The organism is Roseibacillus persicicus (genome assembly GCF_014651675.1).
Lineage (GTDB): Bacteria > Verrucomicrobiota > Verrucomicrobiia > Verrucomicrobiales > Akkermansiaceae > Roseibacillus > Roseibacillus persicicus.
Genome location: NZ_BMXI01000001.1, coordinates 32,057 through 55,751, shown reverse-complemented (window position 1 = coordinate 55,751; position 23,695 = coordinate 32,057). Strand labels below are relative to the sequence as shown.

Sequence of the window (23,695 nt, the reverse complement as noted above, 5' to 3'; positions counted from 1 at the left end):
ATGGTGCCGATGAGATCACCTGAACTCGACTTATATAGGAAAAGCAAAGTGGGGGAGGAAGTCACTTAAAAAGCGTGGCGTGACGGCATCTCTTGGGCTTTTGCTCGTTTGCAAGCTTCTAGGAAAGGTTCTCGACGATAAAGCGGGTTTCCAGTCGATGGGTGGAACCCGGGGCTAGAATGCGGGTGTCGTGACGGGCGTTGGCGGCCTCGATGCATAGGAAGCGTTGGTAGTCGGCATCGGGGAGATCGCCCAGAGAAGCGGCTTTTTCTATCCAAGGGTTCCACACCACTGAGGTGAGGGAGCCCGCCTTTTCGACCACGATGGAGCGTTTCCATTCTGCATCGTGAATGCGGGCAGGAAGGTCGCTCCCGTAGTAGATTCGGTCGGTCTCGGCTTGGAATCGAAGTTCTCCTTCGGTCTGAACGGCTGATTTCTCGGGTCGAGCAGCAGTGTCGAGGTAGGGAGTGTGTTGAAGCCCGGTGACGGTGGCGTTGTCGATATGGGAAAGGGAAAAGTAGCTGTGTAAGGCGCCTCCGACCGCAATGTTTTCTTTCGCGAGGTTGGTTGTCTCGAGCACGATGGAGCAGGTTTGCCCCAGATTGAAGAGGGCTTTGAGCTGAAAGGGGAAGGGCACGTGGGCCTCGATTACGGGAGAAGCTTTCAATTCCAGTTCAATGATCGCGGAGCCATCTTCGACAGTAGCGGAAATGAGATCCCACCTTTCGATTCGCGCGACTCCGTGGGAGGGGTGGGAGTCGGGGTCAGTTGGATGGGCGTTGAACCATGGCCAGCAAAGAGGCACCCCACCACGGATAGCTTTGCCCTGTTGCAGGATGGCTGTGGGCGACAAGTAGATGACGGGGTGGGCGGTATGCGACGGCTGCCAGTGGGTCAAATGCGCACCGTTCAGCGCCAGAGTCGCACTGCAATCGGCGGTTTCGATTTGGAGCGCAGGATAGTCATCCGCGAGTTCGATGGCGGTGATTCCGTTGGGAAGGGTGATGGGCATGTGGACCTTTTAGCGTTCGACCGGTGGGATTCAACGCTACTTTGTTCCGTCTTTGTTTTCCTTCAAGAGAGTTTCCAATTTCGCTGCTTGCTCCTGGATGAGGTAGTTGAGGACTTCGCTTGCAGCAGTGATTGCGCAGTGGATAGTTTGGAAGTGCTCAAGCTCCGCGAGCTCTTCTTCGCCAGAACCTCAACCAGTTTTGTTTCGGCCGGTTTGCTTCACCACCCAAGTCCGAAAGACAGAAAACACAGAATGGCCGCGATTCCGTATCTCATCTTGCTATGACTAGTGACGGACTAGCCCGTTGAAAACAAGAAAGCGGTTTAGTGACGGCGGTGGGCGGGTGGAATTGGCGGCTGGTTTTCACGACCTTAAGCAGTTATGAGCGAGGTCGGGGCTAGAAATGAGCGGAATTTGAGTGCCAATTGAGGGCCGGCTGTGTTTTCTTTGGGCATGGCAGATTTGACTCAGATTGAGGCCGCAGTGCGCGACGTTCCGGATTTTCCCAAGCCGGGAATTCTTTTCAAGGATATCACTCCGGTCTTGGCTGATCCCACTCTGTTTAAGGGCTGCATGGAGTTGTTGGCGGAAACTGCTGGAGGCCAAAAGATTGACAAAGTCGTCGGTATTGATGCCCGCGGCTTCATCTTTGCGGCGGGAGTTGCCCAGAATCTCGATGCGGGTTTTGTGCCCGTGCGCAAGGCCGGCAAGTTGCCTTGGACCACCCACAAGATGGCTTACACCCTCGAGTATGGCGAAAGCGTGGTCGAGATTCATCAGGATGCGGTGAAACCGGGGGAGAAGATTCTCCTCGTTGACGATCTCCTGGCGACTGGTGGCACTGCGGCAGCGGCCATCAAATTGTTGCGAGCCCTGGAAGCCGATATTGTCGCGGTGTCCTTCCTGATTGAGCTTGAAGCTCTCAACGGGCGCGAAAAGTTGGGCATTGAGCCCGTTTATTCTCTTCTCAAATACTAAGATTATGTCATTCGAAAGTTATAGCGAAAACCTTCTCCGTTACCCCGAGTTGGGGTTCAGTCTCGACCTCTCCCGCATGGACATCGCTCCGTCCTTTCGCGAGGAAATGAGTGGTAAAGTGGCGAAGGCTTTTGCCGATATCAAAGCGCTGGAAGCGGGGGAGATTGCCAATCCAGACGAGGGCCGAATGGTCGGTCATTATTGGTTGCGGAATCCTGCGCTGGCTCCCAATGAGCAGCTGCGTAAAGAAATCACCGAGCCTCTCGCGGCTCTCAAAGAATTTGCGAGCCAGGTGCATGCGGGCGAAATCAAGGCTCCGGGAGGTTCACACTTTCAGAATCTCCTGATCGTGGGTATCGGGGGCTCTGCGCTGGGCCCACAGTTTATCGTGGAAGCGCTAGGGTCGGCTTCACCAGTCGCGACCTACTTCTTCGACAATACGGACCCAGCGGGGATGGACCGGACCTTGGAGGAAATCGGGACAGACCTCGACAAAACTCTGGTGCTGGTGATTTCCAAGTCTGGTGGAACGCCGGAAACGCGAAATGGAATGTTGGAAGCAAAAGCGGCCTACGAAAGCCATGGACTCAATTTTGCCCAGCATGCGGTCGCGATTACCGGCGAGGATTCCAAGCTTTTCAACTTCGCCAAGTCCGAAGGTTTCGTGGAAATCTTTCCCATGGAAGACTGGGTTGGAGGCCGGACTTCAGTAATGTCGACTGTGGGTTTGGTGCCCATGGCCTTGCAAGATATTGATGTCGATGAGTTGTTAGGAGGCGCGGCGGCAATGGATGAGCTGACACGTCAGGAGTCTAACAATGCGGCGATGGAGCTGGCTCTGGCCTGGTATCACGAAGGCAATGGCAAGGGCGAGAAGGACATGGTGGTTCTGCCCTACAAGGACTCCTTGCTACTCATGTCCAAGTATCTGCAGCAGCTTGTAATGGAATCGCTGGGCAAAGAGTTGGACTTGGACGGAAACGTTGTTCACCAAGGTATTGCGGTTTACGGCAACAAGGGATCGACAGATCAGCACGCCTACGTTCAACAACTGCGTGATGGGGTGCACAACTTCTTCGCGACCTTCATCGAAGTGCGCAAGCCGCGCTCGGGCGAGTCCATTGAGGTGGAAGAAGGGGTGACCTCAGGAGACTTTCTACAAGGATTTCTTCGTGGGACCCGGTCTGCACTTTATGAAAATGGCCGCCACTCGGTGACTATTTCCATCCCTGAAGTCACTCCTCATACCGTGGGTCAGCTGATTGCACTCTTCGAGCGGGCGGTGAGCTTTTATGCCTCCCTGGTCAACATCAACGCCTATCATCAGCCGGGCGTGGAAGCGGGCAAGGCCGCTGCCGGAGTCTTCCTCGATCTTCTTAAAAAGGTGAGTGGAGCCTTGGCTGACGAGCCGATGAGTGCAAGCGAGATTGCCGGTAAGACCGGTGGCGATGCCGAGGCGGTCTATCACTGTCTCACCCATTTGGCCGCGAGTGGTCGGGCCCGTCAGGTGATGGGTGCAACTGCGGCACAAGATCAGTTTGCGAAGTAGAAAGGGCTGTGGAATTCAGATGAAATTGGCTTGGTTGGTTCCATTTTTTGGTCTGTTGGTTTGTTCGTGCTCTTCCTTTGAGCAAGCGGGCCTATTGCCTCCGAGGGCGCAGAGTTCCAAAATCATGGAGGTGGTCAATGCTGGTTTCGTTCTGTTTCCGAGTCAAAAGACGATCGTCCTTTCCGTGGAAGTCGAGCTCTCCGGCCCACCCGCCGGAGCGCGCTTTCTGCGATTCAGTTTTCCCAGCGGAGATAGTAAGGAGTTTTCGGAATTCAAAGTGATTCCGCTAGGGTCGGCAGAAAGCTATGAGGGCCGGTCCGGGGCGCTCAAGGGGATGAGTTACCACGAATCCTACCCTGTCAAAGTGGAGCTTCTTGCCGACAAGGCGGGGGAAAAAGTGTTGGATACGTTGACCCAATACGTGCGCTTCGAAGTGCCCCCCAAGGCTCTCGAGCGAATGGGAGTTGAGCTTTAAATTGATAGCGAAACTCGTTCGGTTGATTCTGCGGGACCTACCTCAAACTCGCTGGCGCGGTCGGAGTTTGAGTGTTTTGACTTGTTAGGATCTGGTGGAGTTTGCCTCTTCTTCGGATTGGTTCTCGGAGCCACGGGAATACTCCGCAATGATTGTAGTTGCTGCCACTCCACGTTCAAAAAGAGCCTGTTTGATTTCGAGATAGGTGGAATCTTTGAAGAACTCTTCTCTCGCTTTCGGGTTGGGAAACGTGATGATGAACAGCCGGTTGATCGTCTCTGGCGTTTCAGCCTTCAGTGTTTGCGAGATTTCAAAATCATACCGGAATCCACCCCCAACCGACTGGAGCAAGGGTGTCATTCTTCGGCGGTACTCCGCATAAACTTCGGCATCCACCACGTGCAGCCCGACCAGGGTTTCGATCATTTTAACCTATTGAAGTTTTACTCGCGAACGGCTCCTACTTTTTGGGAGAAGATGGTTCCGGTCTTTCGGGCTTCATTTGCCTCTCGGGGCGTTCGGGGCGATCGGGCTTGGTGGCGATTTCGTCCGGGGAAAGGAAGCCGTCGCCATCCTGGTCGTGAGCTTCGAAGCGGTCTTCCGCTTCGTCTTCGCCAAGGCCTCGGTTAAACGGGGCTTCCTGGAACTCGGGGAATGAGATTTTACCGTCCTCGTCGGTGTCGAGGTCCATATGGGAGATGGGGCGTTCCGGGCGGCGCCCTCCATTTTCCCGCCGATCGCCTTCTCCGCGTCCTCGTCGGGGCATGTCCTCGGCGCTTAGAACACCGTCTCCGTTCTTATCCATGCGATCGAACAGCTTGCGCCGCATTTCCTCAGAAAGGCGCTCTACCCGAGGGCTCTTGGCAAACTTTTCGTAGCTCACGGGGCCTTCTGCCAGCCAATTGGGCCGCTCATTGCGGCCATGGCCTTTTGGAGGCTTCATTTCATGGCGCTGAATGAGGCCGTCCCCATTCTTGTCGATGCGTTTGAACAAGACTTCGCGTTGCTCGGGAGTAGCGTTTTCGAGCCGGGGATTGGCATTGAATTCCTCAGCATCAACATTGCCATCCTCATTGACATCGAGTTGTTTGAAAAACCTGTCCGCGAAATCAGAGGTTCGTTCGCCTCGATTTCGATCCGGTCGCTTCTGGCCCTCCTGTTCGGCCATGGCTTGGGTGCCAAGGAGGAGAGCGAGGGATGAACTGGCAATCAGTCTTTTCATTACAGCGATTTAACAATTGGTTGTCTCAAAAGTCGCGCAGTTTTCTTAATAGTTGTCAATCAAACGAAATTTGCCGTTAATCTGGCCGTGCATATTCGTGACCTCCTGGCTGCCAATCAACCTTCTATATCCTTTGAATTTTTTCCGCCCAAAACGGCTGCAGGGGCCGATTCGCTTTTCGAGGTGGTGAGGGAGTTGGCTTCCAAGAAGCCGTCCTTCGTGAGTGTGACCTACGGTGCGGGAGGAACGACCCGGGACCTGACTCACGATCTCGTGATTCGTATTCTGGAGGAGACCGAGATTCCCGCCGTGCCGCATCTGACCTGCGTGTTGCACAGCAAGGAAGAAATCGCTCAGATCCTGAGTCGCTATGCGGATGCGGGGGTAGGCAACATTCTGGCACTGAGAGGTGATCCGCCGCGCAATATGCCGGAATACAACCGGATGGATGACGACTTTCCCTATGCGGGGGACTTGGTGAGGTTCATTGCGAATTTCAACCGAGATTCGACGAGCCCTGACTTTGGAATTGGGGTGGCGGGATTCCCTGAAGGGCACCCGGAGACTCCCAACCGGTTGATGGAGATGGATTACCTTAAGGCGAAAGTGGATGAGGGCGCTGACTACATCTGCACCCAGCTCTTTTTCGACAATCACGACCTTTTCGACTTCCGCGATCGCTGTGAACTGGCTGGGATCAATATTCCCATCATCGCTGGGGTGATGCCCGTGACATCGCGCAAGAGTATGGTGCGTATGGCTGAGCTGGCGGCTGGCGCTCGTTTCCCGGCCAAGTTGCAGCGACTGCTCAAAGACAGCTTCGAAGATGATGTCACTGCTCTCGGGATCGACTTTGCCACCAGCCAGTGCGAAGAGCTGATTAAGGAAGGAATCCCGGGGATTCACTTCTATACCTTGAACAAAGGGCGAGCGACGAGTGAGGTGGTTGAGCGGTTGGCTCTGTAAGGGAAGCGGGGATTATTGCCCCGCTTCTTCCATTGCCTGTTCCCAAGCTGCGCTCAGGTCCTCGGTCGAACGGGAGATGATGTTGCGCAGAGGAATGCGAATCCAGCGGAGGTCGGCGTCGCTTGGGTCCTCGGTCACTTCAGGGAGTGGTCCCACCTTTTCGAAAGCACTCTTTGGCACCGCCAGACTGACCTCTCCGTCCAATACGAAAGGAAAGCGGAACTTCCGGCGGTTGATTAGCTCGAGACGATGCCTGAGCAGTTCCTTGTCTTCATCGTCCTTGGTCATGTAGAGCAACTCCCTGTGCGGGTTGCTGAACTGGAGTAGGCGGAAGTTGTTCAGAATTTTTTCCCCAATATCCTCACCGATTTCCGGCTCGGGAGAGGCTCCGATGGTTCCCGTTGTGGCGTTTTCTGCGGCCGCCTTGAAGATGGTCGATTCCTCCGCGAGTTCTTTGGCGGTTGTCGGGCTGGCTTTGAAGGAGCCTCTGAGGCGGGCAAAGGTCTGGGTGCTTTCCTCCTCAGTTGAAGTCAGTTCAATCTCCTTGAACCAGATTGTGTCGCCTTTGGTTTCGATCGTGAAAGCACCCCGATTGAAGGGGAGCTTGCGATAGGAACGCCGGGGGTCGAGGTGGCTGAGCATTCTGAGCAAAGGCAGCTCCTTGGTGATATGAATGCCCTCCGCTCCTTCGGGGCGGGCTTCGATTTGGTAGCAGATTCCGTCCGACGAATTGGTCGAGCCACTGGCGGTCAACTTGCCAGAAATATTACCGTTGGCCAAAGCGAGTAAGCCGCGGGGAAGGAAGGCGTGAACGGGAATGTTGTTGAGTTCTCCCCGGATGGCAAATTCCGGGCTGGCTCCTCCCGAGGCCATTTCTCCGCTCCAAGTCAGGGCACCTCCATCGTAGGACATGAGGGCGGCAGGAACCTTGAGTCCGCCGGTGCGATCCAACATGACGGTCATTTCCTCGACCTGAAAGTGACGGAAAATGCCTTGCGAAAAGGTTCCGCCGCGGAACTGTAGAGTCCAGCCCTCACTCGTCCGGGTAGCGTGCATCTTGGTATTCAGCAGGGAACCCCAGGTTGCGGGGGCACTGTAACCCCAGGTGAAATTGGCTTCTTTGGCGTCAATTTTCGTGAAATTAAAGTCGGGCCGAGTGTGGAAGAGGGATTGCCAGGATTGGGACGATCTCTCGTCGTCCGCTTCACCTGCTTTTAGCCCAACACTCAGGCTATCGATGGTGATGGTGTCGACGTTCCATTCTCCGAAAAGGCCGCTCGTCAAGCCCATCGGAAAGCTGATTCCACGAGCCTCCAATCCTGTGAAGAAGGAGGTGTCATTGCCCTTGGCGAGAAGGGATTTGTAGGAGCCAGAGCTCATGTCGCGATCGAAACCCAGAGCCGCGATCTCGTCCTCAGCCCCCAGGCCCAGACCGGCCGCGATCCCCTTGTCGAATTGTTTGGGCAGCTCATCGCCCGAGGCTTTCCAGAAGAGGAAACCGCCGTAACCGAGCACCGCAACCACGAGCAACACCACGATGGAAATCAGGCTTCGCACGATTGAACCGACGATTGGGGGGCGTCCCCCAAGCCCTGTCCCTCCGTGAGTTAGCTGGAAGAGCAAGCCCTGCTTGGAAATCCAATCATTCATGCGGCCATTGAATTCTGCCAATCTCTCCTCTGAAAGTTTCATACGCTACTGCGGGTGAGGCGATAGCCTTCCACGGCCTAAATGCCAACAAGCAAATTATCGACGTCTTCTGTCGAATTTCCCTCGCACCCCAGCGTGACCTCCTTTACCAAAGCGCCGTGGAAGAGACCGAATATAAGGTCAAGCTGGACATCTTCGAGGGTCCGCTGGACCTCTTGCTTTACCTGATTAAAAGGGAGGAGCTCGATATTACCGAGGTTTCGATCGAGAAGATCACCCGGCAGTATCTCGATTATATCGAGACCTTCCGAATGCTCAATATCGATCTGGCCTCGGAGTTCATCGTGATGGCGGCGAACCTCATTTATCTCAAGAGCCGGACTCTCTTGCCCAAGCAGGAGCGCCCCCCCGAGGAAGATATTGATGAAGATGATCCTCGCTGGGAGTTGATTCGCCAGCTCATCGAATACAAGAAGTTCAAGGATGCGGCGAGTTACCTCTCCATTCGCGAACAGGAGCAGGAGGATTATTTCCCCCATAGTCCCGAAAAGCCGGAGCTACCGCCCGTGGAGACCGACCCGGTGGGAGAGTTGTCCATCTTTGACCTGATTCAAGCTTTTCAGAAAGTCCTCAAGCGCTTCGAGGCCGCCCATGATTTCGGCCAGATTGTCGATGACAGGTATACGGTCTCGGATAAGGTGGAATACTTGCTGGCGGAGATGCGACCGGGCCAGAGTCGGCGCTTCCAGTCCCTTTTCGAAAATGCGACGACCAAGTCGGAAGTGATCGTCACCTTTTTGGCCGTTCTAGAGCTGATGAAGATGAATCAGTTCCGAGTGAGGCAGGATCTATTGTTAGGAGATATCGAAATTGAGCGCCGAGCAACAGTCTGAGCAGGAAAGGCCGCGCATTGCGCTCTTTGGTGGAACCTTTGACCCCGTGCATGAGGGGCACATCGAGGTTGCGGCCCGCGCGGTGGAGGCCTTGTCGCTCGACCGGGTGATTTTTTTGCCCTGTCGGCAATCTCCTCACAAGGAAGCAGCCGCCGGCGCGAGCGAAGCCCAGAGGCTGGAGATGCTGCGCCTGGCGACGCGAGACCTTCCTTGGGCGGAGGTCAGCGACTGGGAGTATCACCAACCGATTCCCTCTTTTTCCTGGCGGACTGCGGAGGCGTTTCAAGAGCAGTTCGCGGGAGCCAAGCTTTCCTGGCTCATGGGTTGGGACCAGTGGGTTGTTCTGCCGACATGGAACCGCTTTTCCTATCTGGCGGAGCTCGTGGAATTCATCGTGCATGCCCGCGAGGTCGAGGGGGAGCCTACTGCCATTCTTCACGAGGGTGCCCGGGTGGAATTTGTGTCCGGTAATCACCCCGCATCGTCCTCCGCCATTCGCGGAATGCTGGTTCAGGGTGAGCCTGTGCCCGCTGGCTGGCTGGAGGCGCAGGTTGAGCAATATTTGGATCGGAATCGTCCCTATCGGCAATGAGAGCTTGCCAGAGAGGCTTTGCCGTTTCATTAATTCTGGTATGACAATGACTCGCAATCTCTTTCTTTCGCTGACCCTTCTGGGAGCCATTCAGGGCCCGGTCCTTGCGCAGGATGAGGCTTTGGAACAGGAAGAAGCACTCAAGAAGGTCGAGATGCCGGGCTACATGAACCGGTTTAGCAATTTGACGGAGGCCAAGCGCCAAGCATATGGGCAGCACAAGTTGAAGGCTGAGCAGTTTTTCCGCCAGAAGCGCACATTCGAGGCTCTGGATGAGATCTATCAAGCCGTGGCAATCTTCGACGAAGATCCAGGCCTCTGGAACCTCAAGGGGTCTTGCCATGTGGAGTTCCGTTCGTTCAACAAGGCTCGTGAGGCTTTCCAGCGGGCTTTGGCAATCGATGAGAAAAACACGGGTATCCTGTTCAACCTCGCCGAGATGGACTTCGTGACCAAAGAGTGGAAGGCGTGCATCGAGAAGATGCAAACTCTGGCCAAGCGTCTGGAGGAGAACGCCGACGGCGAGATGGACGAGCCCACCCTCAACCTGCATCATCTCGCGCTCTTCAAAACCCTCCTCGCCCACTTGAAATTGGGTCAGGATGCGGAAGCCCGTGAATTGGCCGAGGCCAATTGGGAAGACTGGGACGATACTCCCTTCACCTATTACTCCAAAGCTGCTCTAGCCTACCACGAGAATGACGATGAGGCCGCGAACCAGTGGATCATGTCGGCGGTGCGGGTCTTCGGTGGATTGAACGCGGTCGCCAACTGGCAGGACACTCTCATCGAGTTCGGATACGTGAAGAGCTTCTATGGCGGGGAAGAGGAAGAGATCGGCAACGAATAGCTCACTTTCTTTTATCTCGAATCAAATCAGCTTACGGCATCGCGACTTGAAAGTGTTTCAAGGGCGGTTGTCGCGGCACAACCCCTTCTATTTCCATGAGTTTGCTCCTCGGTGTCAATGTCGACCATGTCGCTACCTTGCGTCAGTCCCGCTATGCCTTGCTTCCTGATTCTCCCAATGCGGAGCCCAGTCCGTTGGAAGCTTGTCAGGCGGCAAAAGCGGGCGGGGCAGATTCCATCACCATCCACGTTCGGGGTGACCGGCGACACATGCAGGAGCGGGACGCCTTCGAGATTCGTGAGAAATGTTCTCTGCCCTTGAATCTGGAGATGGGAAATACCCCCGAGATGCTGGCGTTGGCGCTGAAGTTGAAGCCAGACTTTGTTTGCATGGTGCCTGAGACGCGGGAAGAGGTGACAACCGAGGGTGGCCTCGATGTAGCAGAATTTTTTGAGGAAACTCGCGCTACCGTCACAGCGCTGCAAGAGGCCGGTATTCGGATCAGTCTCTTCATCGATCCTGACCTCCCTCAGGTGGAAGCGGCTTCGAAGACCGGAGCCGAAATGATCGAGTTGCACACGGGAGCCTTTGCCAATGCGGATGGGGAAGGGAAGATTGCGGAGCTGACCCGTATCAAAGAGGCGGCGATCGCGGGACATGGAGCGAACCTGCAGGTGAATGCGGGGCATGGCTTGAATTACGAAAATCTGACCCAGTTTCTTGAGGTGCCCCATCTGACTGAGTTGAATATCGGACACAGCATTGTTGCGCGTTCGATTCTGGTTGGATTCGAAAGTGCGGTGCGCGAGATGAGGGCCTTGATGGGCCGTTACCCGGAGGCCTGATGCATCTGTTCGGAATCGGTATCGACGTGGTCGAGGTTTCGAGAATCGAGGCTTCCATCGAGGAATTCGGTGCGAAGTTTCTCAATCGCATCTTTACCGAAGAAGAACAAGAATACTGCCAGCGCCAAAAGCGGTGCGCGATTCACTATGCCGCCCGGTTCGCGGCCAAGGAAGCGATCTCCAAAGCCTTCGGCACGGGGATCGGCAAGGACGTGGGATGGTTGGATCTCCAGATTGTTCGCAAGCCGTCGGGGGAACCTGGGGTGGTGCTGAGCGGTGCAGCTCTTGCTTTTGCTGAAAAGAACAAGGTCGGCGACATCAAGATCAGCCTGACGCACGCCCAGCACTACGCGGCAGCCAATGCGGTCATTCTCGTGCGGGACTGAAAAAGGCCCGGGTGATGACCTTTGGACAGGTCGACCCGAGCCTCGGCAGAAATGGTTGTTTGGTAGAGTCCTAGTATTCCACGATGGAAACCGGGGTGCCCACCTTCACCTTGGAATAGACTTCCGGCATGGTGGAGCGTTTGCCGCGAATGCAACCATGTGACGCGGGGTAGCGTGGGACGTTGCCGACGTGGTGCCCAATTCCGGTCCAAGTGAAGCGCATCCAATAGGGCATGGAAGCTCCGAGGAATTTGCCGCCGGCGGGGATCTTGTCCTTCCGGGCATCCGCATCACTATTTACCACGCCGCCACTGGCATTGAGAATGCGGCCGTAGGTGTTGGAGCGCTTGTCCTTAATCTTTTCCAAGATTTTGTATTCACCAGGAGGGGTGGGGTGGGAGGACTTTCCGGTAGCGACGGGATAGTCCATGGCAACTTGGCCATCGTGCAGCAACTGGGCCCGCTGGGTTCCCAGATTGATCACCAGGCTGGCACTATCCGGCGTCATGGAAGAAAGGAGATAGTGGTTGCGATAGACGTTGTAGGTCTTCTTGTAATTTGGCTCCGCCTTGAAGTGGTCGTAGGTGCCTTCGGGAAAAGGATTCACGAACTCGGGTTCGCTAGGGACGGTCGGCAGAGTCGGGGCTGCGGGCTGGTCTGAGCTGATGAGGTCTTTCGACCCACAACTCGCTAAAACAACAGGCAGGGCCAAAAGGAGAGCAATTTTGGAAAAGGACATCTTGGAAGGGGGAGCAAATGTGTACGGCATGAGCGTTAATTCAAGTTCCAACCGTGCTCAAGTCCCGCCTGTTACATTTTTTAAACGGTTTCTTCTCAAAAAATTCAGGGAAGGACTAATTGAGGGCTGAATTTCAATGGGTTAGGCCTGTTTCTTTTTTGCGTTCCGAGTTGCATTCCAGCTGGTATCTTTTCTCGGAAACGATGATTTCAAAAGGGGTGATTTTGGCGGGAGGGCAGGGAACTCGACTCGATCCCTTGACGCGCGTGGTGTCGAAGCAGCTTCTGCCTGTCTATGATAAGCCAATGATCTTCTATCCCTTGGCGCTCCTGATGCGCTGCGGGATTCGGGAGGTTCTGCTGGTCACCTCGCGGGATTGGCTACCGAGTTATCGAAGGTTGTTGGGGGATGGGGCTGCCTTGGGAATGACCATCGACTATGCGATCCAGGAGAATCCGGTGGGGGTTCCCGATGGGCTTGTGGTGGCGCGTGATTGGCTCGCGGGGGAAGGCTGCTGCTTCATCCTTGGCGACAACCTCTTTTTCGGCAATTTGGACCCTCTTCGTCAGGCCATGAGCTTGACGGGGGGAGCCTGTATCTTTGCGGTGCCCACCCGAGAGCCGCAGCGGTTTGGAATCGTGGAACTAGGCCCTGAGGGGAAAGTTCTTTCCGTGGAGGAAAAGCCGGTGGAACCCAAGAGTGATCTCGCGATTCCGGGGGTCTATCTCTTCGACGGTTCAGCGGCCTGGCGAGCGGGTTCCCTCCAGCCTTCTTCCCGTGGCGAGACCGAGATCTGCGATTTGATGGAAAGTTATCGGCGGGAAGGGCTTCTCGAATGCCGGCGGCTCGGACGGGGCTTTGTTTGGCTGGATGCGGGCACGGTTGAGGGATTGCTGGAGGCCGGAAACTTTGTCGCAACCATGGCTCACCGGACTGGTTTCGAGGTAGCGTGTTTGGAAGAGATCGCCTGGCGCGAGGGCTGGCTCACTGATGCGGAGCTCGCTTCTCTGGCAAAGAAGCAAGTGAGCAAGGTTCGTCGCGAGTATCTCGAGGGGCTTCTTCAGCCCTAGCCGGGCTGGCAGGAGGGGCACCAGGCCGTTGTCCGGGTGGCAATCGTTCCTCGAGCGAGATCGGTTCCACAACGCGGGCATTGTCCACCCGCCTTCCAACGATGTTGAAAGAGCCAACTTTTGGGCGGGACTTGGGAGACGTAGCCGCCTGCGGCAAAGCCCTTTGATGGGTCGGAGAGAAGACCTTCGTTCTTGTCCGCGACGTGCTTGAGGGCTCCGCGGGTGACAAATTGGGTTTCCTTTCGCAGGGCGGCGGCATCCACGTTCCTTGTGATAGTGGCGGGGTGAAGGTTCATGCGCCAACAGATTTCGTCGGCCATCCAATTCCCGATTCCGGGGAAAGAGCTCTGGTCCAAGGTGAGGGCTTTCAAGCTGGTGCGGGGACGGCGGGTCAGCAGAGACTGGACGTGGGCGAGCGTAAACTTTCGCGACAAGATCTCCGGGGGCAATTGCGCCCAAGGGTCGGCTTCGTGATGCAAATGGGCGCGGCCAAACTGTCGATAGTCGTTGTAGATGAGAGTGAGCTCAGGCAACCGGATGAGTAGGTGATCATGCTTGTGCTCGACATGGTCTGACGGGGCCACTGCGAGGCGTCCGGACATGCCGAGGTGAACTTCAAGCGGAAAAATTTCCCCGTTCTTTTCAAAGGTGAAAAGCATCCGTTTCCCATGCGTACGACTCGCAGTGAGGGAGGACCCGGTCAATGCGTCCTGTATCGCCGCCGCAGGGGTGTCGCGATAGACGCGGGTCTTGGGATGGGTCTGAACGGTGAGCACATTTTTCCCGATCCCAGGAGACCAAATGCGGCGGGCAAGTTCGACTTCGGCAAGTTCAGGCATGAGGCGGTGACAAAAGAAGCATTGGTTTAGGGATGGTTGTAGGTATATCTTTCGGTGGTAAAGAGTGATATCCCCCTTCTATCCATGAAATATCAAAAAGTTACTGAGAAGGCGTCTTGGCCTTTCCCCCTGGTTAGTATTGCAGTGATTCTTTCTCTCTCAAGCACTTCCTTGGAATCAGCGGTCGTTTATTCCACCGCTTCCGCATCGGCTTACACTGCGCTCGACCTCACGCCCCCTCCGAACTCTTCAGATGGTTCGGGAGACGTCTATATTCTTCCTGACTTCGCGAGCAGTGAAATGTTTCTGAGCGATGTTCCGTTTTCGGGATCCACGGTATTGCTGGATACGACGGTTTACTCTTCGCCTTCACCAACGGATTTCGTGGGATTGGGGCTCTCCCCGTCAACAACCTCTCTAACTGTTTTGAACGGGGAGACGGGTGCCAACGGAGCCACTATCAATTCGTCGGATAATTATGTGGGGTTTTCGATGACAGGGGACCCCGACCAGAATGCGAGTCCGATCTATGGCTGGCTCCAGTTCCAGTTGGGGAGTGCATTCTCTGACTCCAGCCAAGCCGTTATCATCGCTTTCGCCTATGAGGATTCCGGACAGCCCATTTCCCTCGGGGGGACCAATACCGTTCCCGAGCCCTCGTCGGTGTTTCTCACTTTAGCAGGGAGTCTGGTACTGTGGGCTAACCGCCGGCGGCGAGCGTGATGACTTCCAGTTGGTCGTTCTCGGTGATGCTGGCAGACTGATGTTCGGTCTTCAGAAGGGCTGCCTGATTGTGTTCGACGATTACAGGTTTGTCCGCGAGGCCAAGTTCATCGAGCAGTTCGCTCACCGTGGAGGCGGAAGTCTGGGCGGGGGCTCCGTTGAGGATGATGGTCATGGGCTGAGGTTGATACTTTCGAGCGAGAGTTTGCTCTCTCTTCGGTCTTCCTGAAGTTCGGAAAAAGGGTGTTTTGTTTGAGGTGAGCTTAGCTGTTGGTCAGAATGGCTTCGTCCCAATCCTTCCAAACGGGTTCCAACCCGTGGGACTCGATGGTCTTGGCAAAGTCTGCCGGAGATCGTTGGTCGTCGATGGTGAATTGTTCGGTGGCGCGGGTTCCAGCGGGTTTTTCCTCGGCCGCGACTTCGACTCGGCGCCCCTTCTGGGTTCGGTGGAGGTCGTCGCAGCCCGCGCCGGTGTAGCCGCCGGGATCGGTGGCGCTGCCAGCTGACATGGAGGTCGGTCCCAGCGTCATCAGATTGTCGCGCAATTGGGCGGGCTCGCGGGTAGAGACCACGATGCCGGTGGTGGGGAAGCAGATGCGGGTGGCCGCGATGAGCTGGACCAGTTGGCGGTCGGTCAGATAGCGGTTTGGGTCGGGGGTGTATTGATAGTTTCCGGCGTAGGGCCGCATGCGGGGGAAGGCCACGCTAAACTGGGCTTTCCAGCAATGCTTGTGCAGATATTCCAGATGCGCGGCGAGCGCGAGCGCTTCGGTGCGCCAGTCGGCCAACCCAAAGAGCGCCCCGATCCCGATGCGGCGGAATCCGCCACGGTAGGCTCGCTCCGGGCACTCCAGGCGCCAGTCGAAGTTTTTCTTGGGTCCAGCGGTGTGTAAGGTCTTGTAGGTATCGCGGTGGTAGGTCTCCTGATAGACAATGAGCCCTTCGGCACCGGCTTTGACGAGCTCGGCATACTGGTGATCTTCCATGGGGCCGACCTCGATTCCAATGGTGGGGAAGAGCGGGGCGAGTTGGCGCACGATGTCTTGCAGGTAGCCATCGGATACGAATTTGGGATGCTCGCCCGCGACAAGAAGGATATTGCGGAAGCCCTGGTCGTGGAGAAAGCGCGCTTCGCGCAGAACCTGTTCCGCGGTCAAGGTGGTGCGGAGGATGGGATTGTCGCGCGAGAATCCGCAGTAAGAGCAGTTGTTGACGCACTCGTTGGATAGATAGAGCGGAGCAAAGAGGCGCATGGTTTTGCCGAAATTCCGGCGGGTAATTTGCGCGGATTGGCGGGCAAGAGACTCCAACTGGGGGTCGTCGGCTGGAGCGATTAAGTTCTCGAAGCGGCGCAGGAGTGGAGAGCGCTTTTCCGGAAAGTCATTGAAAACTGGAACAAAGGACATGGTGGACGAATAGCTCGGGTGAGCTTGGGTGACTCTCCCGCGGGCGGAGATTGAAGGTGATGGAGCGATTGTGCAAGGTTCGCCCTGCAATTTTCCAAGGAAGTTTCAGGGCTTGTCGATAGATTGCAAAAAGTCCGGTGGGTTTGCGAAATCGCAAGGTTCGTCAGGCCTCGCAGGATCGTTTGAATAGGTCGGTAGCTGCGGTGATAGGAGAGCGGATGAACTCTGGGAATCGCCTGTTTAAAGGGCTTCGGCGGCGGGAAGGGAGGCTGGAGGCCGCCACCAATCCGTCGCGGGGGAAGGACTGGCCTCGCTTCTGCAAGAGTGAGCCGAACCCACTATCAACGATGCTCATTTTCAACCAAATGCTCCGGTATTACCTGAATCAAGCTCTGAGAATCAAAAAGAAACCCTCGAACAAATGTCTGTAACCACCATCAATCCTGCCAACGATCAAGAACTCCGCACCTACCAGCCGCTCACCCGCGAAGAGGTTTTCGACGCCATTGGGCGAGCCGACGAGGCCTTTTCGGACTGGAGGCAAACCTCGCTGGAGCACCGGAAGGAGCTCATGCTGAAGGTTGCCTCCGAGTTGCGCGCAAAGACGGATGAATTCGCGAAGTTGATCACGACGGAGATGGGCAAGCGCATTAGCGAGGCTCGCGGCGAAATCACGTTTTGCGCCGAGATTGTTGAATTTTACGCGAACGGGGCGTCTGAGTTTCTTTCCGATCACGAGATGGAGGTCGAGGATGCCGAAGCCTACATTCAATACGCGCCGATTGGGGCGCTCATGGGCGTGATGCCTTGGAACTTTCCTTTCTATCAGGTCATACGCTTTGCGGCTCCCAATATTATGGCCGGAAACACGGTGCTCGTGAAGCATGCGAGTATCGTCGCAGGTTGTGCCGAGCGGATTGAGCAGCTCTTTCGCGACAGCGGATTGCCGGAAGGGGTCTTTACCAACCTAATCATTCCCAGTGAGTTCGTTGATACGATTATCGCTGACAACCGCATCGCGGGTGCCTCGCTGACGGGGAGCGAAAAGGCGGGCGCGGCGGTGGCAGCTCAAGCCGGAAAAAATCTGAAAAGATCGGTTCTCGAGCTGGGTGGCAATGACCCGTTCATTGTGCTGGAAGACGCCGATTTGGAGAACGCGGTGGCAATGGCGGTGAAGGGCAGGATGGTCAACACGGGACAATCCTGTGTGGCGTCCAAGCGCTTCATTGTTGTCGAGGATGTTGCGGAGGAATTTGTGCAGGCTTTCAAGGAGCAGCTGGCGGGGATGAAGCTCGGGGATCCAATGGATGAAGAGACCGATCTGGGACCGCTGTCTTCAGAGGACGCGGCTCAGCGATTGGACTCCCAAGTGCAAGAGGCCGTCAACGCGGGTGCTACCGTTTTACTGGGCGGCAACCGTCCCGAGCGGGCGGGGGCTTGGTTCAATCCTACCATCCTGACTGATATTTCGCCTGGCGATCCAACCTTTGACCAAGAGCTTTTCGGTCCAGTGGCCACCATTTATCGAGTAAAAGACGAGGAGGAGGCCATCTCCTTGGCAAACAACTCCTCTTTTGGTTTGGGCGGGTCGGTTTACACGAAGGACATCGAGCGGGCCAAGCGAGTGGCCGAGCAAATCGATACCGGAATGGTCTTTATCAACCAACCAACAAACTCGCAGGCCGAACTGCCCTTTGGCGGGACTAAAAACTCCGGCTACGGGCGCGAGCTCTCTCGCCTCGGGATCCTCGAGTTTGTGAATAAGAAGCTCATCCATCATAGGGCGGACTAAGGCGTCTCTATTGGGGTTGCCGCGAGTGCAGCACATTGGCGATCACAATCACCACCGCTCCGAGGTAGAACGTCGGGGTGAGTGCTTGGTGCTCGTGAAACAGCGCGGCAGCCATTAGGAAGCCGTAGACTGGCTCGAAGTTGATGGCGAGATTGATGGTGTATGCGGAGAGGTGCTTCAACAGCCGGGCAAACCAGAGATAGGCCCCGAAAGTGCAGGCCAGCGCAAGAATGAGAAGTGGAATCCAATCCGTGCTTTGCGGCAGCTGAAAGTCGAAGGCTGGTATCACCAAAATTGCCAAAAGGGACGTCAGGCAGGCGGCGGGAATTTGGTATGCCATCATGGTGGGGCCGGGGACGGCTGCAACCACGAGGTTTTTGCTGAGAATGCTGTAAGCCGCGGCCAGTGCTGCTCCCACAAGCGCGATGGAGAGCCCCAGCACCGAATTGGGAACCGAAGTTTTCGCGCCCCCGATGAGGGCGATTCCAAGCACCACCACTGCCGCCAAGGTCAAGTGACTCGGATTGGGGCGTCGCTTTTCAATGAGGGGTTCAAGCAGGGCGGTAAAGAGCGCGGTGGAGGCAAAGCCGGCGAGTCCGATGGAAACATTGGAGACTGCGATTGCTCCAAAGAAGCAGAGCCAGTGCACGCCTAGTAGGAATCCAGCGATGAGGGCGGTGAAAAGATTTTTGCGAGAGATTCGCAGCAGGTGAGGCTCCTTCAGTCGGCAGAAGAAATAAAACATCCCGGATGCGATCGCCGTCCGCCAGAAAACCAAGGCTGCAGGCTCCAAGGAAAGATACTCCCCCAGGATGCCGGTGAGGCTCCAGAGAAGGACCAGAAGATTGAGCTGGAGGAATCGGGGCAAAATTTGGCAAGCACTCTGCATGAGCGCGGGTGACGGGCTGGGGTTTTGACCTCGATAGGGCTTCACCTCTAGCTTTTTCTCGTCCCCACCATGAGCAAGTGTCCCAGATGCGTCCAAAGAATCCACCGTTCCGCGGCTGGATGTCCGCATTGTGGGTTTGGGATGAAGGATGTGGATGACCTTTTTGGCTCCGAAGATGTCCGGGTGGCGGCTCTTTCCGACGCCGCAGGGGCCCTGCGAGCCAAGGAACGTAAGGAAATGCGGCTCCTGATGAACGAGTTCGAGCACCGCTTCCCCCAGCTCTTTTTCGCAGTTTATATCGGGGCGTTTGAGGAAGTGTCCCATCTGCGCCAGTTTGGATTTTGGCTCCTGAATCGTGGTGCTTTCGTCGATGTGGAGGTCTCGCGGCCAAATGCTTGCGGGATTTTGCTTTCGTTGGATGTGGCAGGAAAGGCCGCGGGATTGACCTATGGGTATTCGCTGCACTCTTTTTTGGAAGAGGATGACACGTTTGCCGCGCTCTCCGCCGGGCACCCCTTTTTCCTACAAGGACAGTATTTCAAGGGGATTGAAATCGTGATGAAGAAGTTGGAGGGGACCTTGATTCGCCGTTCCAAGAGAGCACGCAAGGATCCGTCACGATTTCAAGAGGAAGAGGCTTCGGAAGCAACGGGAGAGTTGCTGGAACGGATCCGGTCGCGCCACCAACAGAAGGCCAGAAAGTTGTGAATTTTCGGAAAAGTCAGAGGGTGGGCCGACGGCTTGCTTGCGTCGCCGCCCTGGTGGTTTGGTCGTCCGGTCTTTGGGCCCAAGAGCCGTCATTGGCCGAGGAGGAGGGGGAGGTCATCCCCGATCTCTCCAACTGGCCGGCTTTGCCCACTTGGTCGATTGAGGAACTGGAGCTCATTCGCAGTGGCGAGTTGGAGCTGGGGACGGATTTGTTTCGCGAAGACGTCGGAGGGGTTAGCTACGCCGACTTGTTCGACCCATTGCCGGAGCCAGAGAATATTCCGGAGATTCCACTGGAGGATGAATACCCCATTGTAATCGGGGAAGAGTTTCTCGCTCCTTACTTTGCCGGCCGTCCGGCAGGATATCTGGTGGATCCGCAAGGTATGCTCTCGATGCAGGAGCAAAAGGACCGGCAGAGCTTCCTCGAGTATCATGCCGGTGATTCACAGATCGACCTCTACATTTACCTCTTCGATGAGAAGCAGGTGGTGCCGCCGGAGGGAGAAATGGAGGCCATCTTCAAGCGTCATTATCAACGGGGAAGCGGATTGAGCGCGCTCGTCTACTACTACATGGGTGATCCGAGCCGCTCCACGATGGTGATGAGCCCCCAGGTGTATTCCGTGGTCCCGAGCACGGCCGTCAAGGGAGCGCTCATCTACGCCAAGCAACAGGCCCAAACCAAGAGCGAACCTGCTTCCCAGCTGGAGAGCTTTTCCACCGGACTTTCCATTCGCCTTTACTGGATGGAGCGGGAGCTGGCGGAGGCCTCTGGCAATGGAGCGCTGCTCTCTGACGCCTCCCAAGATGAGCTCATCGTGGTCAAGGCTGACGAAGAGGTTGTCGCGTCCGTGGCGCGCGAGACCAAGGCCTTAGCGATTTTCGGTCTGCTGTCATTTGCGGTTCTGGTCGTGGGATTGTGGCTGGCCCACCGCAAGGCCCAGCGCAAGAAGATCCACCTGTTTCCGGAGGTCGAGGTCAAGCCGCTCCTGTCGGCACCCCATGCGGCGGGGGTCGGAGCGGTCATTCACTTTGCCAATGCCACTTTGCCGCCGTCGGTTCAGAAGGAACAAGTGCCAGACTATCTCCGGAAAATGTAGTAGTCTTGGTCCAACATCAACGGAATGGACTGGAACGAACGATATTTGGAAGGGGAGACCCCATGGGAAAAAGGGACGCATGCACCGCCGCTGGAAGAAATTTCAGCCAAGTTGGGCGTCGCGGTTTGGGGGGAAGGACCGGTGCTGGTGCCCGGTTGTGGATTTGGCCATGATGCCCGCTATATTGCCGCCCAAGGGGTGGTCGTGGAGGGACTGGACGTTGCGGAATTGGCGGTTGAAGGCGCGAGGGCCCGGACTGAGGGGGCGAATCCCCGCTTTGCGCTAGGAGATTTTTTCGAGCCCCGGGGTGATTCTGTGAGCGCGATCTTCGAGCACACTTGTTTCTGCGCGATTGATCCTTCCCAACGTCAGCGCTACGTGGAGTCCGCAGCGAAGTGGCTGTCACCCGGAGGCCATCTGGTCGCCATTTTTTTCCTCAATCCCGACCATGAAGGAGGTCCGCCGCATGGTTGCACTTTGGAGGAGCTCGACGGGTTGTTTGGAGAGAACTTTGAGCTGGTGGAAGAGTGGCTTCCCGAGCTGGCTTATCCCGGGCGCGAAGGCCGTGAAATGATTCGAGTCCTGCGCAGACGGGCGAAATCGGGGGACGTGACCTAGACGGCTCGCTCGCCGGCTTTACTCAATTGGCAAGGCTCGCATTGGCCTGTCTTCTGGAACAGGAAGAGCTCGCTGGGGCTGGGTATTGGGGCGAACAAGCACCGGCGCTTCCGATTGGGGGGCCCGAAGGGCTCGGAGGGGGTGGATGGTGCAGTAATCGTTGGCGGGGGGGAGGAGCGCTTTGGGTACTTTGTCTTGATAGGCCGTGCCGGCCGCTTCACAGCCCGGGGTCACCCGTTTGGCCGAATGGCGGCAGAGGCGGGCGTTCTCGTAGGTGAGGTGAGGATCCAGGTCGCCGGCGGGATACCGGGCCCGTCCATCGGGATCGCGCAGTGAGGAGGCCTTTCGGTAAATGTTGGCCCAGATGGGCAGGGCGAGAGAGCCGCCATAACCGCCGTCCACGATGGTGGCGGGGGTATCCAGCCCCACCCAGACGCAAGCGGTTAGGGAACTGGTGTAGCCCGCATACCAGGCGTCGTGATAATCGTTGGTTGTGCCAGTCTTTCCCGCAGCAGGAAGGGAGTAGCCGTGCACGCTGCGCAGGGAGCGGGCGGTTCCGCTGGCCGTGACCTCGCGCAAGAGATTGTTGACCAGTCCCGCTGTCTCGGGCCGCGAGACCACGGCTTTCAAGGGGCTGGATTGGTAGAGAACTTGACCCTCGGAGTTCTCGATCTTGTCTATCAGATAGGGAATCACGCGAGCTCCCTTATTCGGAAAAGTGGTGTAGGCCGCCGCGATTTCCCAAGGTGAGGCGGGCGAATTTCCCAAGTAGAGTGTGGCATCCCGCACGGGCTTGCGGAGCAGTCCGGCCGCCTTGGCGACATCAATGACCTCATCCATTCCCGCAAAGCTCCCGACCCGCACGGTGGAAGCATTGCGTGACAGGATGAGTCCGTCGCTGGTGCGCAAATTATCGTAATACTTGCCATCGGAGTTTGCGGGCCATCCGGCGGGGGCGCCTTCGACTTCTCCACTGCGCATCGGGGTATCGGCGACCCAGGTTTCGGGCAGCATCCCTTTTTCATAAGCCGCCAGATAGACAAAGGGCTTGAAGAGTGAGCCCGCGGATCGATTCGACCACTGGGCCCGGTCATAGGCTGATTCCGAAACATCGCGGCCTCCAATGATAGTTCGCACCGCGCCAGTCTGGGTATCGAGCATCACGACTGCGGCTTGCAAATAATTGGGGGTGGAGGTCGGATTCCGCTGCCAGGCGGCGCGGGTGGGATGACGGTAACCCGAGCGGGACTCGATGCTCCGCAATTGATTTTCCACCGCATCCTCAGCCACGGTTTGAAGCGTGTTGTCCAAGGTGGTGGTGACCGTGAGGCCTCCTTGCTTGATGCTTTTGCGGGCGAGAATCTCGTTCAATTCGCGCTCGATGATATTGAGCGACCAACCGCTCTTCACGGCGGCGGTTTCCTTAATCAGGAGAGGCTCTTTTTTGGCTTTCTCCGCTTCCTCTGGAGCGAGGAATTTCTCCCGCACCATGGAATCCAAGGTGGTGTCGCGTTCGCGTTTGGCACGCTCGGGATAACGGTGGGGGGTGAAGGCATTGGGCCCGCGGATAATGCCCGCGAGCATGGCGGACTCGGAGAGCGTCAGCTCAGCTGCGGACTTTCCGAAATAGTTTTGCGAGGCGGACTCGATGCCGCGATAGGAATGACCCCAGAAAATGCGGTTCACATAGGCCTCGAGGATCTCGTCTTTGGAATACTTTTTCTCAATACGGAAGGTGACCGCGATCTCGAGGAATTTTCGATCAAGCTCAATGAGAGGCCCGGGAGCCTTCATCTTGATGAGGGTCGGGTTTTGCAAATTGAAGGTGTTGCGGGCCAACTGCATCGTTAAGGTCGAGCTTCCTTGGGCGAGGCTGCGACGCTTGACGTTCTGGATAATTGAGCGCGCGATTCCCATCGGGTCGACGCCAAGGTGTCGGCGAAATCTGCTGTCTTCGCGAGCAAGGAGGGCATCTTCGAATTCAGGCGCGATTTGGGAGAGGGGGACAATCTTGCGGTTTTCGCCATGAAGGCGCGCAATTTCTTTTCCCGTTCGATCCAGCACCGTGGTGCGTTCGGGCATCTCGCGGACTTCGGTAAGGTCGTAGGGCATGGCCCGAATGCCGTAAAAGACTGCCATCCCGAGAAAGGCGAAGAACCCAGCGGCAGCTCCAGCAGCGGCCAATTTGGCCGGGATGCGGAAGATTGTAGGCCAGCCTTTTACGATCAGGGCGACGAGGTGATAGGGCCAAAAAAGAAGCCAGCCAAAGAACCCGACCCTGCGGGGGGCTTTCTTCTGCTTGGCCTTCTTTGCGGGCCGCCGTCTGTTGGTTTTCTTTTTCGCCATGTGGCTGTTGTTGCTAGCAGCGAGGCTAAGGGACGGAATTGCTT

Annotated in this window: 25 protein-coding genes; 15 read left to right on the top strand and 10 right to left on the bottom strand. The window is 56.5% G+C overall.

Features of this window, described 5'->3' with window-relative positions; all coding sequences use genetic code 11:
• Positions 1–118 precede the first annotated feature (118 nt).
• Entirely contained in the window at positions 119–1,012 is an 894-nt protein-coding gene (locus IE099_RS00260) for a D-hexose-6-phosphate mutarotase (protein WP_189566200.1), read from the bottom strand.
• A 453-nt stretch (positions 1,013–1,465) separates the two neighbouring features.
• Between IE099_RS00260 and IE099_RS00255 the strand changes: the two genes are divergently transcribed.
• The 3 genes from IE099_RS00255 (at position 1,466) to IE099_RS00245 (ending at position 4,014) form a co-directional block, all read left to right on the top strand.
• Entirely contained in the window at positions 1,466–1,990 is a 525-nt protein-coding gene (locus IE099_RS00255) for an adenine phosphoribosyltransferase (RefSeq protein ID WP_189566198.1), read from the top strand.
• Positions 1,991–1,994: 4 nt separating this feature from the next.
• Positions 1,995–3,539, top strand: a complete 1,545-nt coding sequence (locus IE099_RS00250; RefSeq protein WP_189566196.1) for a glucose-6-phosphate isomerase — start codon at positions 1,995–1,997, stop codon at positions 3,537–3,539.
• Positions 3,540–3,663: 124 nt separating this feature from the next.
• Positions 3,664–4,014, top strand: coding sequence for a hypothetical protein (locus IE099_RS00245; protein ID WP_189566194.1), 351 nt, complete (start codon positions 3,664–3,666; stop codon positions 4,012–4,014).
• Positions 4,015–4,098: 84 nt separating this feature from the next.
• Here IE099_RS00245 and IE099_RS00240 read toward each other — a convergent pair whose 3' ends face one another.
• Positions 4,099–4,440, bottom strand: coding sequence for a DUF1330 domain-containing protein (locus IE099_RS00240; protein ID WP_189566192.1), 342 nt, complete (start codon positions 4,438–4,440; stop codon positions 4,099–4,101).
• A 34-nt stretch (positions 4,441–4,474) separates the two neighbouring features.
• Complete coding sequence (locus IE099_RS00235; RefSeq protein WP_189566190.1) at positions 4,475–5,236, bottom strand: EF-hand domain-containing protein; 762 nt, start codon at positions 5,234–5,236, stop codon at positions 4,475–4,477.
• An 87-nt stretch (positions 5,237–5,323) separates the two neighbouring features.
• Between IE099_RS00235 and metF the strand changes: the two genes are divergently transcribed.
• On the top strand, positions 5,324–6,202 hold the full coding sequence (gene metF, locus IE099_RS00230; protein ID WP_189566188.1) for a methylenetetrahydrofolate reductase [NAD(P)H]: 879 nt from the start codon (positions 5,324–5,326) through the stop codon (positions 6,200–6,202).
• 12 nt (positions 6,203–6,214) lie between these two features.
• Here metF and IE099_RS00225 read toward each other — a convergent pair whose 3' ends face one another.
• A complete protein-coding gene (locus IE099_RS00225) occupies positions 6,215–7,894 on the bottom strand; it encodes a hypothetical protein (RefSeq protein WP_189566186.1) in 1,680 nt (559 codons plus the stop codon).
• 116 nt (positions 7,895–8,010) lie between these two features.
• Here IE099_RS00225 and IE099_RS00220 point away from each other — a divergent pair, with 116 nt between their 5' ends.
• The 5 genes from IE099_RS00220 (at position 8,011) to acpS (ending at position 11,418) form a co-directional block, all read left to right on the top strand.
• Positions 8,011–8,745 (top strand): segregation and condensation protein A, encoded by a 735-nt coding sequence (locus tag IE099_RS00220; protein ID WP_189566185.1) that lies wholly within the window; start codon positions 8,011–8,013, stop codon positions 8,743–8,745.
• Positions 8,723–9,337: a nicotinate (nicotinamide) nucleotide adenylyltransferase gene (gene nadD, locus IE099_RS00215; RefSeq protein WP_189566183.1), complete on the top strand. Its 615-nt coding sequence runs from the start codon at positions 8,723–8,725 to the stop codon at positions 9,335–9,337. Before IE099_RS00220 ends, nadD begins: the two co-directional genes overlap by 23 nt.
• A gap of 46 nt (positions 9,338–9,383) precedes the next feature.
• A complete protein-coding gene (locus IE099_RS00210; protein WP_189566180.1) occupies positions 9,384–10,187 on the top strand; it encodes a tetratricopeptide repeat protein in 804 nt (267 codons plus the stop codon).
• A gap of 95 nt (positions 10,188–10,282) precedes the next feature.
• On the top strand, positions 10,283–11,032 hold the full coding sequence (locus tag IE099_RS00205) for a pyridoxine 5'-phosphate synthase (protein ID WP_189566178.1): 750 nt from the start codon (positions 10,283–10,285) through the stop codon (positions 11,030–11,032).
• Positions 11,032–11,418: a holo-ACP synthase gene (acpS, locus tag IE099_RS00200; RefSeq protein ID WP_189566176.1), complete on the top strand. Its 387-nt coding sequence runs from the start codon at positions 11,032–11,034 to the stop codon at positions 11,416–11,418. Before IE099_RS00205 ends, acpS begins: the two co-directional genes overlap by 1 nt.
• Before the next feature lie 70 nt (positions 11,419–11,488).
• On the opposite strand, the gene IE099_RS00195 is transcribed toward acpS, so the two are convergent.
• Positions 11,489–12,157, bottom strand: coding sequence for a L,D-transpeptidase (locus tag IE099_RS00195; protein ID WP_189566175.1), 669 nt, complete (start codon positions 12,155–12,157; stop codon positions 11,489–11,491).
• A 203-nt stretch (positions 12,158–12,360) separates the two neighbouring features.
• Between IE099_RS00195 and IE099_RS00190 the strand changes: the two genes are divergently transcribed.
• A complete protein-coding gene (locus tag IE099_RS00190) occupies positions 12,361–13,227 on the top strand; it encodes a sugar nucleotidyltransferase (protein ID WP_189566173.1) in 867 nt (288 codons plus the stop codon).
• Here IE099_RS00190 and IE099_RS00185 read toward each other — a convergent pair.
• Positions 13,224–14,066, bottom strand: a complete 843-nt coding sequence (locus tag IE099_RS00185) for an Fpg/Nei family DNA glycosylase (RefSeq protein WP_189566171.1) — start codon at positions 14,064–14,066, stop codon at positions 13,224–13,226. The genes IE099_RS00190 and IE099_RS00185 overlap by 4 nt on opposite strands.
• Before the next feature lie 84 nt (positions 14,067–14,150).
• Between IE099_RS00185 and IE099_RS00180 the strand changes: the two genes are divergently transcribed.
• Positions 14,151–14,789: a PEP-CTERM sorting domain-containing protein gene (locus IE099_RS00180; RefSeq protein WP_189566169.1), complete on the top strand. Its 639-nt coding sequence runs from the start codon at positions 14,151–14,153 to the stop codon at positions 14,787–14,789.
• Here the strand turns inward: IE099_RS00180 and thiS are convergent.
• Together thiS and thiH are read right to left on the bottom strand one after the other, a co-directional pair.
• Positions 14,767–14,964, bottom strand: coding sequence for a sulfur carrier protein ThiS (gene thiS / locus IE099_RS00175; protein ID WP_189566167.1), 198 nt, complete (start codon positions 14,962–14,964; stop codon positions 14,767–14,769). The two genes, IE099_RS00180 and thiS, sit on opposite strands and share 23 nt — an antisense overlap.
• A gap of 88 nt (positions 14,965–15,052) precedes the next feature.
• Positions 15,053–16,195: a 2-iminoacetate synthase ThiH gene (gene thiH / locus IE099_RS00170; protein WP_189566165.1), complete on the bottom strand. Its 1,143-nt coding sequence runs from the start codon at positions 16,193–16,195 to the stop codon at positions 15,053–15,055.
• A gap of 421 nt (positions 16,196–16,616) precedes the next feature.
• Here thiH and IE099_RS00165 point away from each other — a divergent pair, with 421 nt between their 5' ends.
• Positions 16,617–17,987, top strand: coding sequence for an NAD-dependent succinate-semialdehyde dehydrogenase (locus tag IE099_RS00165; RefSeq protein ID WP_189566164.1), 1,371 nt, complete (start codon positions 16,617–16,619; stop codon positions 17,985–17,987).
• A gap of 7 nt (positions 17,988–17,994) precedes the next feature.
• Here the strand turns inward: IE099_RS00165 and IE099_RS00160 are convergent, their stop codons facing one another.
• The gene (locus tag IE099_RS00160; protein WP_189566162.1) at positions 17,995–19,005 is read right to left on the bottom strand and encodes a DMT family transporter; all 1,011 of its coding nucleotides are present in this window, start codon (positions 19,003–19,005) and stop codon (positions 17,995–17,997) included.
• 21 nt (positions 19,006–19,026) lie between these two features.
• Between IE099_RS00160 and IE099_RS00155 the strand changes: the two genes are divergently transcribed.
• Genes IE099_RS00155 through IE099_RS00145 form a run of 3 tightly spaced genes read left to right on the top strand, consistent with a single transcriptional unit; the run spans position 19,027 to position 21,305 of the window.
• A complete protein-coding gene (locus IE099_RS00155; protein ID WP_189566160.1) occupies positions 19,027–19,584 on the top strand; it encodes a hypothetical protein in 558 nt (185 codons plus the stop codon).
• Positions 19,581–20,687 carry a hypothetical protein gene (locus IE099_RS00150; RefSeq protein ID WP_189566158.1) on the top strand — a complete coding sequence of 369 codons (1,107 nt, stop codon included), beginning with the start codon at positions 19,581–19,583 and terminating at the stop codon, positions 20,685–20,687. Before IE099_RS00155 ends, IE099_RS00150 begins: the two co-directional genes overlap by 4 nt.
• Positions 20,688–20,711: 24 nt before the next feature.
• Complete coding sequence (locus IE099_RS00145) at positions 20,712–21,305, top strand: methyltransferase domain-containing protein (RefSeq protein WP_189566156.1); 594 nt, start codon at positions 20,712–20,714, stop codon at positions 21,303–21,305.
• 18 nt (positions 21,306–21,323) lie between these two features.
• Here the strand turns inward: IE099_RS00145 and IE099_RS00140 are convergent, their stop codons facing one another.
• Complete coding sequence (locus IE099_RS00140; protein ID WP_189566154.1) at positions 21,324–23,651, bottom strand: transglycosylase domain-containing protein; 2,328 nt, start codon at positions 23,649–23,651, stop codon at positions 21,324–21,326.
• Positions 23,652–23,695: the final 44 nt, after the last annotated feature.

What these genes read in the sequence shown, in the direction of transcription:
- IE099_RS00260 (WP_189566200.1), bottom strand. Translation starts at nt 1,012, where the DNA reads ATGCCCATCACCCTTCCCAACGGAATCACCGCCATCGAACTCGCGGAT.
- IE099_RS00255 (WP_189566198.1), top strand. Translation starts at nt 1,466, where the DNA reads ATGGCAGATTTGACTCAGATTGAGGCCGCAGTGCGCGACGTTCCGGAT.
- IE099_RS00250 (WP_189566196.1), top strand. Translation starts at nt 1,995, where the DNA reads ATGTCATTCGAAAGTTATAGCGAAAACCTTCTCCGTTACCCCGAGTTG.
- IE099_RS00245 (WP_189566194.1), top strand. Translation starts at nt 3,664, where the DNA reads ATGGAGGTGGTCAATGCTGGTTTCGTTCTGTTTCCGAGTCAAAAGACG.
- IE099_RS00240 (WP_189566192.1), bottom strand. Translation starts at nt 4,440, where the DNA reads ATGATCGAAACCCTGGTCGGGCTGCACGTGGTGGATGCCGAAGTTTAT.
- IE099_RS00235 (WP_189566190.1), bottom strand. Translation starts at nt 5,236, where the DNA reads ATGAAAAGACTGATTGCCAGTTCATCCCTCGCTCTCCTCCTTGGCACC.
- IE099_RS00225 (WP_189566186.1), bottom strand. Translation starts at nt 7,894, where the DNA reads ATGAAACTTTCAGAGGAGAGATTGGCAGAATTCAATGGCCGCATGAAT.
- IE099_RS00210 (WP_189566180.1), top strand. Translation starts at nt 9,384, where the DNA reads ATGACTCGCAATCTCTTTCTTTCGCTGACCCTTCTGGGAGCCATTCAG.
- IE099_RS00205 (WP_189566178.1), top strand. Translation starts at nt 10,283, where the DNA reads ATGAGTTTGCTCCTCGGTGTCAATGTCGACCATGTCGCTACCTTGCGT.
- acpS (WP_189566176.1), top strand. Translation starts at nt 11,032, where the DNA reads ATGCATCTGTTCGGAATCGGTATCGACGTGGTCGAGGTTTCGAGAATC.
- IE099_RS00195 (WP_189566175.1), bottom strand. Translation starts at nt 12,157, where the DNA reads ATGTCCTTTTCCAAAATTGCTCTCCTTTTGGCCCTGCCTGTTGTTTTA.
- IE099_RS00190 (WP_189566173.1), top strand. Translation starts at nt 12,361, where the DNA reads ATGATTTCAAAAGGGGTGATTTTGGCGGGAGGGCAGGGAACTCGACTC.
- IE099_RS00185 (WP_189566171.1), bottom strand. Translation starts at nt 14,066, where the DNA reads ATGCCTGAACTTGCCGAAGTCGAACTTGCCCGCCGCATTTGGTCTCCT.
- IE099_RS00180 (WP_189566169.1), top strand. Translation starts at nt 14,151, where the DNA reads ATGAAATATCAAAAAGTTACTGAGAAGGCGTCTTGGCCTTTCCCCCTG.
- thiS (WP_189566167.1), bottom strand. Translation starts at nt 14,964, where the DNA reads ATGACCATCATCCTCAACGGAGCCCCCGCCCAGACTTCCGCCTCCACG.
- thiH (WP_189566165.1), bottom strand. Translation starts at nt 16,195, where the DNA reads ATGTCCTTTGTTCCAGTTTTCAATGACTTTCCGGAAAAGCGCTCTCCA.
- IE099_RS00165 (WP_189566164.1), top strand. Translation starts at nt 16,617, where the DNA reads ATGTCTGTAACCACCATCAATCCTGCCAACGATCAAGAACTCCGCACC.
- IE099_RS00160 (WP_189566162.1), bottom strand. Translation starts at nt 19,005, where the DNA reads ATGCGGACATCCAGCCGCGGAACGGTGGATTCTTTGGACGCATCTGGG.
- IE099_RS00145 (WP_189566156.1), top strand. Translation starts at nt 20,712, where the DNA reads ATGGACTGGAACGAACGATATTTGGAAGGGGAGACCCCATGGGAAAAA.
- IE099_RS00140 (WP_189566154.1), bottom strand. Translation starts at nt 23,651, where the DNA reads ATGGCGAAAAAGAAAACCAACAGACGGCGGCCCGCAAAGAAGGCCAAG.